Annotated in this window: 13 protein-coding genes; all 13 read left to right on the top strand. The window is 58.4% G+C overall.

What is annotated here, in order from left to right:
• Nucleotides 1-166: 166 nt before the first annotated feature.
• Nucleotides 167-1,291: a mannose-1-phosphate guanylyltransferase gene (locus DCC27_RS06560; protein WP_246840054.1), complete on the top strand. Its 1,125-nt coding sequence runs from the start codon at nt 167-169 to the stop codon at nt 1,289-1,291.
• A 149-nt stretch (nt 1,292-1,440) separates the two neighbouring features.
• Nucleotides 1,441-2,697 (top strand): amidohydrolase, encoded by a 1,257-nt coding sequence (locus DCC27_RS06555; RefSeq protein WP_110110605.1) that lies wholly within the window; start codon nt 1,441-1,443, stop codon nt 2,695-2,697.
• Nucleotides 2,698-2,702: 5 nt separating this feature from the next.
• Entirely contained in the window at nt 2,703-3,125 is a 423-nt protein-coding gene (locus tag DCC27_RS06550) for a cytidine deaminase (protein ID WP_233487951.1), read from the top strand.
• A gap of 46 nt (nt 3,126-3,171) precedes the next feature.
• The gene (locus DCC27_RS06545; protein ID WP_110110596.1) at nt 3,172-4,470 is read left to right on the top strand and encodes a thymidine phosphorylase; all 1,299 of its coding nucleotides are present in this window, start codon (nt 3,172-3,174) and stop codon (nt 4,468-4,470) included.
• A gap of 25 nt (nt 4,471-4,495) precedes the next feature.
• Nucleotides 4,496-5,212 (top strand): DedA family protein, encoded by a 717-nt coding sequence (locus DCC27_RS06540; protein WP_110110595.1) that lies wholly within the window; start codon nt 4,496-4,498, stop codon nt 5,210-5,212.
• Nucleotides 5,209-6,411, top strand: coding sequence for an adenosine deaminase (locus DCC27_RS06535; protein WP_110110594.1), 1,203 nt, complete (start codon nt 5,209-5,211; stop codon nt 6,409-6,411). Before DCC27_RS06540 ends, DCC27_RS06535 begins: the two co-directional genes overlap by 4 nt.
• Nucleotides 6,404-7,192, top strand: coding sequence for a MazG nucleotide pyrophosphohydrolase domain-containing protein (locus tag DCC27_RS06530; protein WP_110110593.1), 789 nt, complete (start codon nt 6,404-6,406; stop codon nt 7,190-7,192). The genes DCC27_RS06535 and DCC27_RS06530 overlap by 8 nt, the downstream gene beginning before the upstream one ends.
• Nucleotides 7,189-7,446 carry a hypothetical protein gene (locus tag DCC27_RS06525; RefSeq protein ID WP_110110592.1) on the top strand — a complete coding sequence of 86 codons (258 nt, stop codon included), beginning with the start codon at nt 7,189-7,191 and terminating at the stop codon, nt 7,444-7,446. The genes DCC27_RS06530 and DCC27_RS06525 overlap by 4 nt, the downstream gene beginning before the upstream one ends.
• 58 nt (nt 7,447-7,504) lie before the next feature.
• A complete protein-coding gene (gene eno / locus DCC27_RS06520) occupies nt 7,505-8,785 on the top strand; it encodes a phosphopyruvate hydratase (RefSeq protein WP_110110591.1) in 1,281 nt (426 codons plus the stop codon).
• Nucleotides 8,786-9,069: 284 nt separating this feature from the next.
• The gene (locus tag DCC27_RS06515) at nt 9,070-10,278 is read left to right on the top strand and encodes an IS110 family transposase (RefSeq protein ID WP_110110590.1); all 1,209 of its coding nucleotides are present in this window, start codon (nt 9,070-9,072) and stop codon (nt 10,276-10,278) included.
• Nucleotides 10,279-11,213: 935 nt separating this feature from the next.
• Nucleotides 11,214-12,287 (top strand): ABC transporter ATP-binding protein, encoded by a 1,074-nt coding sequence (locus DCC27_RS06510; RefSeq protein WP_110110589.1) that lies wholly within the window; start codon nt 11,214-11,216, stop codon nt 12,285-12,287.
• Complete coding sequence (locus DCC27_RS06505) at nt 12,287-13,249, top strand: carbohydrate ABC transporter permease (protein ID WP_210403455.1); 963 nt, start codon at nt 12,287-12,289, stop codon at nt 13,247-13,249. Before DCC27_RS06510 ends, DCC27_RS06505 begins: the two co-directional genes overlap by 1 nt.
• Nucleotides 13,249-14,082, top strand: a complete 834-nt coding sequence (locus tag DCC27_RS06500) for a carbohydrate ABC transporter permease (protein WP_210403454.1) — start codon at nt 13,249-13,251, stop codon at nt 14,080-14,082. The genes DCC27_RS06505 and DCC27_RS06500 overlap by 1 nt, the downstream gene beginning before the upstream one ends.
• The last annotated feature ends 2 nt before the right edge of the window (nt 14,083-14,084 follow it).

Here is a 14,084-nt window from a genome sequence, read left to right as displayed (position 1 = left end):
CACTGTGTGTTAGCTAACGAAGTGTTTGCCCGCTACCAGACCACAAGCAAACACGTGGGGATCGGCGCATCCTTTCCTGAACAATTCCTGAGGAAGTGCCGGTTTCAGGCCACGTTAATCACACGTTAATCATCTGACAACGTACCGGTGGCTTACTGTGGGAAGGGTGAATGCTGATCCAATCAAGAATCCCGAAGACCGTTTTTGGGCGGTCATCCCAGCCGGCGGTGTCGGCACCCGCTTGTGGCCTCTATCCCGTGCTGCAGCGCCGAAGTTCCTCCACGACCTGACAGGGTCTGGACAAACCTTGATCCGAGCGACCTACGAAAGGTTGGTGCCGATCTCCGAAGAACGCACCATGGTCGTGACTGGTCGGGCGCACCACGACGCCGTATGCACCCAGTTGCCCGATATCTCGGAGTCCAACCTCTTACTTGAGCCAGAACCGAAGGATTCCGCCGCCGCTATTGGGCTGGCGGCTGCGGTGCTGTATCACCGAGATCCAGAGATCATTATGGGATCTTTTGCTGCAGATCAGGTGATTGGTCCCGACCACGTTTTCCGTCAGGCAGCTCGGGAAGCCATCGCTACCGCTGCCGACGGATATATTGTCACGATCGGTATCAAGCCAACGTACCCATCGACAGGTTTTGGATACATTAAGGCAGGCGCACGGCTGGACGTGGTTAATGCTCCGACTGCCCACGGCGTGCAGCGCTTCGTGGAAAAACCCGAGCAGCACCTGGCGGAAGAATATGTTGCCTCGGGGGACTACTTGTGGAACGCCGGAATGTTTGTCGCTCCGGTGGGACTGATGCTGGAACACCTGAAACGCACTGAACCGGAGCTATATGAGGGACTGATGGAAATCGCCGCGGCGTGGGGGACCCAGCACCAAGAAACGGTGCTGGAACGGATTTGGCCGACCCTGCCGAAAACTGCCATTGATTACGCGGTGGCAGAACCAGCCGCCGACGCCGGTGTCGTGGCCGTGATTCCCGGAGACTTTATCTGGGACGACGTCGGCGATTTCGCCGCCATCGCTCGGCTGAACCCGGCCCGCGATGATTCGGGAGTGACCGTTATTGGTCCCACCCCGCGGGTCTATTCTGACGATTCCACCGGTGTGGTGGTTACCGACACGTCGCGAGTCATCGCACTGATCGGGGTCGAGAACATCGTGGTGGTTGATACCGGCGATGCTTTGCTGGTGACCACCACCGACGACGCTCAATCCGTGAAGCAAGCAGTGGAAGCACTCAAAGCCCACGGTGACGACGATGTTCTTTAAGTAACATCAGATGGCGGTTGCGTTGCTAGCGCCTTGACAATCTCCTTAAGATAAAACCCATGCACGAAGGATTACCAGCATCATTACCCGCAACTGAGACCGCCGAGCAACGGGCTCGGATCGCTGAAGACTCAGCACATGGCGGGGCAATGAATGTGGAATCTCCGTTTCGCAGTTCCGCCGAGAAACCCGTGCGCGATGACCCGGATCTCCCGCGGGTCTCACCAGTCGTTGACGGACTATTGCCGAGAATTCGGGCGTTTCGTCGAGATATTCACCAGCACCCCGAGCTGTCTCTGGAAGAACACCGCACCACCGCGAAGATTCTAGAGTTACTCAACTCCGCCGGGCTGGAACCACAACAAATGGAATCCACCGGTGCGTGGGTCGATATCGGTCAGGGGCCGATCGTGTTAGGGTTGCGCGCCGATATTGACGCGTTGCCGTTGCAAGAACGCACCGGACTGGACTACGCCTCGGTCCATGACGGCATCGCCCACGCCTGCGGACACGACATGCATACCGCCGTGATGGCCGGGACCGCGTTGAGCCTGCAACAGATTCTGTCCGGACAGAGCGTGCTGCATACATCCGGGCTGGAACTCAACGGCCGGGTACGCATCATCTTTCAGCCTGCTGAAGAACGACTACCCGGTGGTGCCTTGCAGGTTATGAAAGCCGGACTGTTGGATGAGGTGCCACGGATCTTGGCGGCCCACTGTGACCCGGCCTTTGACGTCGGCACCATCGGTACCCGCATCGGTGCTATTACTTCGGCCACCGACACGTTGCGCATTACGGTCACCGGTCACGGTGGCCACACCTCCCGCCCGCAACAGACCGAAGACGTGGTTTATGCGTTGTCCAAAATTGCTTCTGAGGTGCCAGCGGTGCTGTCGCGACTGGTGGACGTGCGCTCGGCAGTTCAAGTGGTCTGGGGACATATCTCCGCAGGGGCTGCCCCAAACGCGATTCCCTCGATTGGTCAGCTGTCGGGAACCTTGCGCTGTTTGGACGCCGATGCCTGGGGCGCAGCAGCAGATTTGCTCGACCAAGTCATTCGGCAGATCGCAGCGCCCTACGGTGTCGCGGTGGAAATCGACCACGTCCGCGGTGTGCCACCGGTGGTCAGCACAGAGAAAGAAACTGATCTGATCGAAGATGCAACCCGTTTTGAGATTGGGTCCCGCGCCATTACGTTGACCCCGCAATCGATGGGTGGCGAAGACTTTGCGTGGATGACCCAAAAAATCTCTGGAGCCATGTTCCGGCTGGGCACCCGAACCCCAGACGGGCCGATTTACGATCTGCATCAAGGGGATTTCAATCCGGATGAACGAGCCCTGGGCGTCGGGGTGAAAATCTTCACCGCCGCTGCGTTGCGGGCCTTGGCCGGGGTACAGTGAAAAGCGTGGGTGAAGGCATACGCACAGACGTCCCGGTTTTTGAAAACCAGTGGCAGGATCTGCACCGGCACGCGGTGGAAGCCACGAGGAAAGCCTACGCGCCGTACTCTGACTATCCGGTCGGGGTAGCCGGCCTGACCCAATCTGGTCGGATCCTCACCGGGGCCAATATTGAAAACGCCTCCTACGGGCTGACTCTGTGCGCCGAATGCACGCTGATCTGTCAGGCCATCATGCTCGAAGCTGACCCGCTCATCGCAGTGGTGATCGTTAATGCGTCCGGTGAATTTATCACCCCCTGTGGTCGGTGCCGACAGCTACTGATCGAACACACCGGGCCCAGGCTACAACTCACCACGGCTGAGGGGCTCACTACTCTGGGACAACTGCTACCTCAGGCCTTTGGCCCGAAAAACCTCGCCACCTGAGCGAACCCCAAGACACCGATGTGAGCAACTGGAAAGGCAACACCGGATGACATCGCGGCACGTTCACCCCGTAGAGCTGATCGCCACCAAACGCGACGGAGAAGCGCTAACGGCCGAGGCCATCACGTGGATCATCGAACGCTATACCGCCGGGGGCCTGCCGGATGAACAAATGTCGGCGTTGCTGATGGCGATCTACTACCAAGGCCTGAATGCCCAGGAGCTCCATGCCTGGACCCAAGCGATGATCAACTCTGGGACCCGGATGGACTTCTCCACTCTGGGGCACCCTACCGCCGATAAACATTCCACCGGGGGAGTCGGCGATAAAATCACCCTCGTGTTGACTCCGTTGGTCGCCAGCTACGGGGTGGCAGTGCCCCAACTGTCTGGTCGCGGATTGGGCCACACCGGTGGCACCCTGGACAAGCTCGAGTCTATCCCCGGTTACCGGGTCAATCTCACGCCCGAGGAGATGACCCGCCAGCTGAAAGACATCCGGGCGGTGATTTGTGCGCCCACCGCGGCTCTTGCCCCGGCCGATCAGAAGATCTATGCGCTCCGGGATGCCACCGCGACTGTTGAGTCGATCCCGTTGATCGCCTCCTCGATCATGTCCAAGAAGATCGCCGAGGGAACCGACTCGCTGGTGCTCGACGTCAAAGTCGGCTCTGGTGCCTTTATGAAAGACCTTGGTTCAGCTCGCACACTGGCCCACACGCTAGTCCGCCTCGGCACAGATGCGCAGGTCAACACCACCGCACTGGTCACTGATATGTCCACCCCGCTGGGTCGCACCGTCGGCAACGCGCTGGAGGTCGAAGAATCCCTCGAGGTTCTCTCCGGCGGTGGCCCCCAAGATGTCCGTGACCTCACCGTCGCGCTGGCCACTGAAATGCTGAGGGCTGCTGGAATCACCGGCGTGGATCCGGCCGAGCACCTGGACTCCGGGGCCGCCATGGATACTTTCGCCGCGATGGTTTGTGCTCAAGGCGGCGACCTGCGCGCCACGCTACCGACAGCACACCACGAGCACCAGGTGGTGGCGGACCGTTCCGGGAGTGTGACGAGCGTGGACGCGCTGACTGTCGGGCTGATCGCGCGCCGGCTGGGCGCCGGTCGCGCCCAGCGTTGTGATGCTGTCCAAGCTGGAGCCGGGGTGCGACTACACGTGCGCCGAGGCGACTCGGTCACCGCCGGTCAGCCAGTGGCGACTTTCTACACCGATGACACCAAGCTGATGGTATCGGCTTTGGAACTCACCGAGCAGATGATCGAGATCGGTCCTGACGCGACAGATACCACCGTCCCCGATGGCGTGATCCTTGATCGAATATCCAACTGATCTCGAGGACCCGTAGGCTAGAAGGGTGTTTGCATTCCTCGAAGATCTCATCCTGCGGGCGGCCACCGCGTGGTGGACCCCGCTGGCGCTGTTTATTCTGTGCTTCATTGATGGGTTCTTCCCGATCGTTCCCTCGGAATCGTTGATCGTTGCGCTGGCCGCGATCGCCGACCGAGAGAACACGGTGGGATTGACGACGCTGTTTTTTGTGGGCTGGTTCGGAGCCACTCTGGGTGACCAGGTTGCGTTCCGGCTGGGCCGTGCGATTGGCGTGACCCGATTCCGGTGGATGCGTTCCCGTCGGGTAGCCGGTATCGTCCAGCTAGCCAGACGGTCCCTGCACCGCAACGGGGCGCTACTGATCATCACGGCCCGGCATGTGCCCGGTGGACGGGTCGCCGTGAATTTTGTGGCCGGAGCGACCGGATACGCCTGGTGGAAATTCTCGCTCTTAGATTTTGTCTCAGCCGGGGTATGGGCCGGGTACTCCATCGCCATCGGGGTATTGACCACCGGATGGTTAGACAACGTCTTACTGCAAATTGTGGTGGCGCTCATCTTTGCGGGACTGTTGGGCCTGCTGATTGATTTTGTTGCTCGCAAGGTGGTGGCCCGGATTTCCTCGACGCCGGCTCAGGCGCCGGCCGAGGTAATCCGCCCGGCCGGGTTTAGCGAAGACTTCTCCGAAAATGGGCATGGCTCTAACGTGCGGGGCCGTTCTGGCATAGACTCGCAAGAGTGAGTCCAAAACACGCTGCTTCTGCACCCGTTGTCACCAATCCGCTCGCGCTTGATCTCGCCGCTCTGCCCAAGGTGAGTCTGCACGATCACCTCGACGGCGGATTGAGACCAGCCACCATCTTGGACCTGGCCCAATCCATCGGTCACCAGCTGCCGGCCGATACCACCGAAACATTGGCTGAATGGTTCCAGGTCGCTGCCAACGCCGGCAGTTTGGAAAGCTATCTAGAAACCTTTGAGCACACCACTGCGGTGATGCAGACGGCTGATGCGCTACAACGGGTGGCCCGAGAATTCGTCGAAGACCTCATCGACGACGGAGTGGTCTATGCCGAAGTGCGGTGGGCTCCGGAACAACACACCTACCAAGGACTCAGCCTGGAAGACGCCGTGGAAGCAGTCCAAGCCGGCCTCGAACAAGGGTGTCAACAAGCCAGCGATCAAGGTCAGAGCATTCAGGTCCAGCAATTACTGTGCGCCATGCGTCAAGCTGACCAGGCTCAAACGATCGCTGAACTGGCGGTGCGCTACCGCGACTCCGGGGTGGCCGGCTTTGACATTGCCGGGCCCGAAGACGGATTCCCGCCCCACCGCTTCGCTGAGACCTTCACCTGGCTGACCGAACAATTCATGCCCATCACCGTCCACGCTGGCGAAGCAGCCGGAATCGACTCGGTGGCCGATGCCATCATCTCCGGCCGGGCCCTGCGACTAGGCCACGGCGTCCGGGTCTCCGATGACATCATGATGGAAGACACTGAGACCGGTGACGCGCTGGTCAGTCTGGGTCGAGTCGCTGAAGGCGTATTGCAACGCCAGATGGTGCTAGAACTGTGCCCCAGCTCCAATCTGCAAACCGGTGCTGTCGAACCCGGGACGGCAGAAGACCCACTGGCCAACCACCCCTTCGGACTGTTGCATGAGCTTGGATTTGCCGTCACCGTCAATCCGGATAATAGGTTGATCTCCGGCACCACCGTGACCGATGAACTCTACTTACTGACCCACTCCTATGGTTACACCCTGGAAGACCTGCTGGAGTTCCAGCTCAACGCCGCTCGCGGAGCGTTCATCTCGCAGGCCGAACGCGATAACTTATTGGAGAAGATCAATCGCCACTGGTGTGCTGTGATCGAGGATCACCTGGACCCTCACGATCCGCACCGCCCGACCTGCTTTACTGCCCTGAACGATGACTGATACCACCCAGCACGCCGGCCCCGTGACCTCGAGTGAGTTAGCACGATTGCGCTGGATTACCGCACAATTGCGTCGGTGGTGCCCCTGGACGGCACAGCTGACCCACCGTGAGCTAACCAACTATCTGATTGAAGAAGCCCACGAAGCCGTCGACGCCATCGAAACCGGGGATATCGCGGAGATACGCGATGAGCTCGGTGATGTGCTCTTCCAAGTTGCCTTGCACTCTGCCCTGGCTGAAACGAACCCGAAACCAGCCCAACGGTTCACCATCGAAGACGTCGCAGCAACCATTAACCAGAAAATGATTCGGCGCAACCCCCACGTGTTTACCCCGGAAGGACAGCTACAGGACCCCTCCGTTCTTGGGCAATCCACGGTCGAGGATGTCGAGCACGCCTGGGAACACATTAAACAGCAGGAAAAAGCCGATACCACTCCTGACAGCACCGATGAGTCCAGAGCACAGGCCGAACGCGTCGCTCACGCCTCGATTTTTTCAACCCCCTCGGGATACCCGAGTCTGGCGGCCGCTGCCAAGATCCTGTCGCGGGCCCGCAGACAAGAGGCCAACCCGCTTGAGGAGACCGCGGGTAACACACCAAATCCCCCGGAGTCCATCGAGACCGAGCATCAGTTGGGGGCGCAACTGTTCGCGTTGGTTGCCCAAGCCACCCAACGGGGGTTGGACCCAGAAAGAGCCTTGCGGGAATATCTGCACTGGCTTGAGGCTCAGTCTGCGCCGAGCTCTGCTCAGCGCACTGATAGGGTGACACCATGAACTGGCTGATGAATTCCACGCAAACCATCGAGGCACCGTGGGGTGTTTGGGTGGCAGTTGCACTCATCACCGGTGTGCTGGCGGTCCTGGTTGTTATGGTCGCCGCCGTTCTGCGCGGATCCTCTAATTATCGTCGCTCCAACACGTTGAAGGATTTCCGTGCCCGACAGCGTGCCAACGATACCACACAGTGTCACGAACCCAGAGAATCCACTGAACCCAGCGAATCCTCCACCGATACTTCCGAGAACTGACCGATCGATCCCTCAGATTCCCTAATCCGTTGATCTCTAAGGAGAGGACCCCAACACCATGTCCTTTATCGATGCAATCCACGCACGCGAAATCCTCGATTCCCGTGGTAACCCCACCATCGAGGTCGAAGTCCTGCTGACCGACGGCTCGATGGGACGTGCCGCAGTGCCATCAGGCGCCTCCACCGGTGAATTTGAAGCAGTCGAGCGCCGCGACGGCGATGCAGAACGCTATAACGGCAAAGGCGTGCTCGACGCTGTTGTGGCAGTCAACACCGACATCGCCCAAGAACTGTTGGGCGAAGACGCCACGGATCAACGTCGCATTGACCAGCTGATGTTGGATCTGGACGGCACCGAAGCCAAATCCAACCTGGGCGCTAACGCCATCCTCGGCGTTTCCATGGCAGTGGCCGATGCAGCCGCAGAGTTCACCGACCTGTCACTATTCAAGTACCTCGGTGGCCCCCACGCCCACACGTTGCCGGTGCCGATGATGAACATTCTCAATGGTGGCGCTCACGCAGACTCTAACGTCGACATTCAAGAGTTCATGATCGCCCCGCTGGGTGCTGCATCCTTCTCTGAAGCCCTGCGCTGGGGCGCTGAGGTCTATCACAGTCTGAAAGCTGTGCTCAAAGAACAGGGCTACGGTACCGGCCTGGGGGATGAAGGAGGCTTCGCACCGTCGCTACCATCTAACCGCGACGCCCTGGACCTGATCACCACCGCGATCACCAAGGCCGGCTACACCCCCGGCACCGATATTGCTCTCGCCCTGGACGTGGCCAGCTCAGAGTTCTTTGACAACGGCACCTACACCTTTGAAGGTAAGGAACGCACCGCCGAAGAAATGACTGCGTACTACCAAGACTTGGTGACCGACTACCCGCTGGTTTCGATCGAAGATCCCCTGGACGAAGAAGATTGGGAGGGCTGGGCAACTCTGACTCAGGCCCTGGGTGAAAAGGTTCAGCTGGTCGGTGACGACCTGTTCGTGACCAATAAAGTCCGTCTGCAGCGCGGTATTGACGAGCGCGCCGGTAACGCCATTCTGGTCAAAGTCAATCAGATCGGTTCGCTGACCGAAACCTTCGAGACCATCTCGCTGGCCCAGTCGCGGACCTTCAACTGCATGATCTCCCACCGTTCCGGTGAAACCGAGGACACCTTCATCGCCGACCTGTCGGTGGCCACTAACGCCGGTCAGATCAAAACCGGGGCTCCGGCACGCTCTGACCGTGTGGCTAAGTACAACCAATTGCTACGTATTGAAGAAGAACTCGACGACTCGGCGCGCTACGCCGGTCGTAGCGCATTCCCGCGGTTCCAGCTCTAGCACACACCAGTCCACTGGTACCTTCTCCCGCCCGTTACATTAATTTATAGGTCATTCTAGGATATTTCTTAGGTGTGACCAAGGACCTGGTCGCTGGCTCTGGTATGGCTGTGTTGCGCTGTCATTTATGGTCCGGGGGGTGTTGTCGCCAAAGGTCCAGGACGCGCGTTGACTTCTAATAGGGATGCGGCCCAGCGCTGGTGTTGAGGTCTCTTCGTAACGTGGGTGCAAGCATCGGGTGTCATGATCACAGCGGCCTTCCGACGACGAGGAAGTAGCCTGCGATGACGAGAGAATATGATGTCTTTCTTGGCCTAGATGTTGGCAAGACTGCCCACCATGGGTGCGCGCTGACAGCAACTGGCGAGCGACTCTACGATCGAGAATTACCCCAAGATGAAACTGCATTACGCGCGGTGATCGAGCAGCTGCAAGATGATGGTCTGGTGCTCGTGGTGGTGGATCAACCCAACACCATCGGCGCATTACCGATCGCAGTGGCCCGAGCGTGCGGCGCCACCGTGGCCTATCTGCCAGGCCTAGCCATGCGCAAATCCGCTGACCTGTATCCTGGCCGATCCAAAACCGACGCCCGGGATGCGTTCATCATTGCAGATACCCCCCGAACCATGCCCCATACGTTACGGGCCGTGGATCGAGATTCTGACTTGCTCTCCGCCTTGAAGGTGTTAGCTGGGTTTGACGATGACCTGGCTCGGGAATGCACCCGAGCCATCAACCGACTCCGATCGCTGCTGGTGCAGATCTATCCGTGGCTGGAACGGGTCTTCGTCGGCACTATCCTGACCCGACCCATCGTGTTGGAGTTATTGATTCGCTATCACGGGCCCGAAGGACTCAAAGCCGCTGGGAAGTCTGGGGTGAAACGCTGGGCCAAAAACCACACCCGTAAAGACCCCTCAATACTGATCGATCAAATACTTGCTGCGTTAGCGGAGCAAACCGTTACAGTTCCTGGTGCTACCACAGTGGAGCTGATCATCCCGCGGGTCGCAGCCCAAATCAAAGAACTCAAGGCTCAACGCGCCCTGGTGGCCACCGAGGCGGAGGCAATGGTTGATACGCACCCTCTTACCCAGGTCTTGATTTCTATGCCAGGAGTCGGAATCAAGACTGCCGCCACCATCCTGCTGACTGCCGGAGACTTCAGCTCCTTCCCAACACCCGGCCACCTCGCCGCCTACGCCGGCATCGCCCCGGTCACCCGCCGGTCCGGGACCTCGATCCGCGGGGAATTCCCGGTCCGCTCTGGGAACAAGCAACTCAAAAATGCGCTGTTTCGATCCGCCTGGGTCGCGTCATGCCACGACCCGGTTTCGAAAGCATACTACGACCGAAAACGCGCTGAAGGTAAGAAACACAACGCCGCCGTCATCTGCCTGGCCCGCCGCCGACTCAACGTGCTCTACGCAATGGTCCGCGACGGCAGCTTCTACCAAACTACCCCCGAACATATCCCGCAAGCGGCTTGACTTTAAGCATAGGGACACCCCCTGCCCGGATTGACCGGGCGGGTGGGGGAGTGTCGCCTGAACGTTCCCAGTTTCGCACAGCCGGATTGCCCACCAGCAAATTCTTTACCGCCTGGTGGCAGGATCTTGTATGCGCTGTTCTTCGAGATCCCGAAAGCCTTCAGACCGGGATCTTCTGTTGATTCTCCTGGGCGCTTCACCGGTCCGACGGGGCGTCAACCACAGACAAGCCACAATGTCCCGTGAGAGGCTGTCGGCCGAAAGATTCGATGTCATTCCCGCCCGGAGGTCGTGGCCGTACTCCAAGTGGTAACGTGCTGGCTGTAGAAACCCGTGTTACACCAGAGAGGCCTTATTGGGCGGGCTAAAACACCGCTACAGCACAACAGCGGTGTTCTATTCCCTGCTGATGGTAATGCGTGAGACCTGGTAGGGAGTCGACCAGCGCGGTCACCAGTGCCCTCCGTTTGCGGCCCCGATTCAGGTAGCTACTTCTATCCTCAGCGACAACATACTTTCACAACATCGGCGCTTCTCCCTTCAGTCTGCAAGCGCCAGTCGCCAAGCCACTTCTCAACCTTTCAGACGCGACCACTCTGTTTCTCATCACGGTGGTCGCAGAGCGCGGATCCCGAGGGCGTGCTCTCATCGCCCGTGAAGCCATCATGCACAATAACCGGCACATTGCACCAGGCTACCGGAGCGTACAACGCCTAGCAGCTGAGAGCCCAGAATTTTTATAGCGGAGAGCCCGCCTCGACTTCTCTGGGAAAGATAATGAGACTTTAGGCACACTACTGAGAATTATTATCATGTTCGATTCAATGACATGTTCTCGTTAATAGGTGAGGGCAGACTAACGGATGGCCTACAGGACCGGCTCAGTACAACTGGTCCATGAAGACCATTGCGCTCACACCCGTAGAAGGAAACACATGTCAGAAATCGCTTTCAAAGACACGACCTTGGTGTACCAAGGGGCAACTCGTCCTTCGGTATCCAACCTGGATCTGATCATTAATGACGGTGAATTCGTCGCCCTCGTCGGTCCCTCCGGTAGTGGTAAATCCACCACGCTCCGCATGATCGCTGGCCTGGAGCCTGTCACCAGCGGGGATATCACCATCGATGGCAAGTCGACCAAGGGGGTTCATCCTTCGAAACGCGACATCGCCATGGTCTTTCAAACCTACGCTTTGTACCCGCACATGTCGGTCGCGGAGAATATGGCTTTCGGCTTGAAGATGGCCAAGGTGGATGAGGCTACGCGCAAGGAGCGGGTGGAAGAAGTAGCCCGCATTCTTGATCTGAGCAAATATCTGGATCGCCGCCCCAAGGAGCTATCCGGTGGTCAGCGTCAGCGCGTGGCCATGGGACGCGCCATCGTCCGTGAGCCCGCTGTCTTTCTGATGGATGAGCCGCTGTCTAACCTGGACGCTAAGTTGCGTGTCTCCACCCGAGCACAGATCGTGGACCTGCAAAAGTCACTGGGCACGACCACCGTGTACGTCACCCACGATCAGATTGAGGCCATGACGATGGCCGATCGTATCGCTGTGTTGGGCGAGGGTCAGCTTCAGCAGTGCGGCACTCCCGACGAGCTCTACAGCAAGCCAGGTAACATTTTCGTCGCCGGCTTCTTGGGCTCCCCGGCGATGAACATGCTGGCCGGTAACCGCGAGTCCGGAGCTGTGAATTGCGACGGCCTCGGCGTCTCGACAGCTCATGCACCGGATGGTCTTCCAGAAAAGATTACGTTGGGCATCCGTCCCGAGCATCTGGCTATCACCGAAACCGGTAGCCCTAATGCTGACTTCGAGGGTGTCGTCAGCCACGTCGAGAATACCGGGGCAGATGCCTATGTGCGCATCTCCCTCAACGATAACCAAGATCTCATCATCCGTTCCCACCCCAGTGAGGTCCCTGAGCGTGGCGAAAACAAAGCTGTGATTGTTGACTGGGGCCACGCGCACTGGTTCAACACCGAGACCGAACAGGTGGTGCGCTAGTGAACGCATCTGCTAATGAAGCCACGACGCCAGCGGTGAGCACAGCCGCCAAAGACATTCAGCAGGGCTCTGTACGTTCTAAGTCGACTTTTTCGTTCGGCGCGATCTGGCCTTGGCTCTTTGTACTCCCGGCCATCGTCTTCCTGCTGATTTTCGACTACTACCCCTTTTTCAGGGCGATTATTTTGTCCTTCCAGACCACTGACCTCTTTGGTCGCCCCACTGGTTTTGCTGGTCTGGAGAACTACGTCACCATGTTCAGTTCTGGTGAGTTTTGGAGCATTTTTACCTGGACCCTCCTCTTCACCATCCTGTCCGTGGTCTTCAAATTGGCCATTGGATTGGCCATTGCATTGCCCCTGTCCTATCGCTTGAAAGGCACTGTGTTCATGCGTACCGCGGTGCTGGTACCCATGGCTGTCTCTACCGCGGTAGGTACGTTGATTTTCAGTCAGATGTTCCAGCCGGTCGTCGGTGCAGCTGACCAGATCACCATCGCCCTCGGTATCGGTGAGATCCCGTGGTTTACCGATAGCTTCTGGGCTCGAGCGGGTGTGGTCATCGCCGATGTGTGGGTGGGCATCTCATTGGTGGTGTTGCTTCTGATGGCTTCCATCGACAACATCTCTGATGATGTCCGGGAGGCCGCCGCCCTCGATGGCTGCACCGGAGCCAATTATGTCTTCCGCGTGATTATTCCCTTAATTTCCCCCATGTTGCTCTTTCTAACGGTCACCCAGTCCGTGGAAGCACTCCGGCAATTCACCGTCATCCACGCTTTGACGCAAGGGGGGCCGGCAGGTTCCACCACCACACTCGTTTTCGACGTCTACCAGCAAGCCTTCGGATCCTCCACTAACGACTACGCCGGGGCTGCTGCTTCGGGCTTGGTCCTCATGGTCATCGTGGTGATTCTTTCAGCCATCCAGTTCCGTCTGTCGTCCAAGAGGGTGAACTACTGATGAACGCAACCAAAAATATGCACCCCGTGACACGGGTCTTGACCTACATCTGGATCGCGCTGATTGCCATCGCAGTGTTTTTCCCGGTTGCCTATGCGTTACTCGGGGCCTTTCACCCGACGGCGGAACTTAACCAGGGACTGGGGAACCTGATCTTTGGCGAATGGACTCTGGAGAACTTCCGGAACGCTTGGGAACAGTCGGCTATCGGCGCTCAGCTGATCAACTCCTTCATTGTCACCATTTGCCAGACCGTTGCGCAGTTCATAACGTCAGCAATTGCCGCCTACGCTCTGGTGTTCGGAAATATGAAAGCGCGCAACGTGCTTTTCGTTTTCTTTCTTCTGCCGATCATGCTTCCCAACGAGGTCAACAACCTCGTGAACTTCCTGACTGTTTCCAGCTTCGGCTTGTTCGATACGGTCGTCGGTATTTTCCTGCCGTACCTGACCTCAGCGCTGGCACTGTTCCTGTTCTACCAGGCCTTTCGGTCCTTCCCGAAGGAGATACATGAGGCCGCGATCCTCGACGGTGTCGGGCCCATCAAATTCCTGTTCAGGTTTGCCATTCCGCTGAACAAATCCGTGGCTATGACTGCCATGATCAGTTCGGCAATCGCAGCCTGGAACGGCTACATGTGGCCATTGTTGATCACCATGTCCGAAGAGGTTCGGACCATTCAGCCCGGGATTCGTTCCTTGGCCGACGAGAACGTCGCCGATACCGGTCTGGTGCTGGCCGGTCTCCTGATGGCGTCGATCCCAATGATCATCCTCGTCACGTTTAGTCAGAGCTTTCTATCCAAGGGCCTAACCTCCGGTGCGGTCAAATAACA

Source organism: Auritidibacter sp. NML130574 (genome assembly GCF_003185725.2).
Lineage (GTDB): Bacteria > Actinomycetota > Actinomycetes > Actinomycetales > Micrococcaceae > Auritidibacter > Auritidibacter ignavus.
This window is presented reverse-complemented; position numbering and strand designations above follow the sequence as displayed.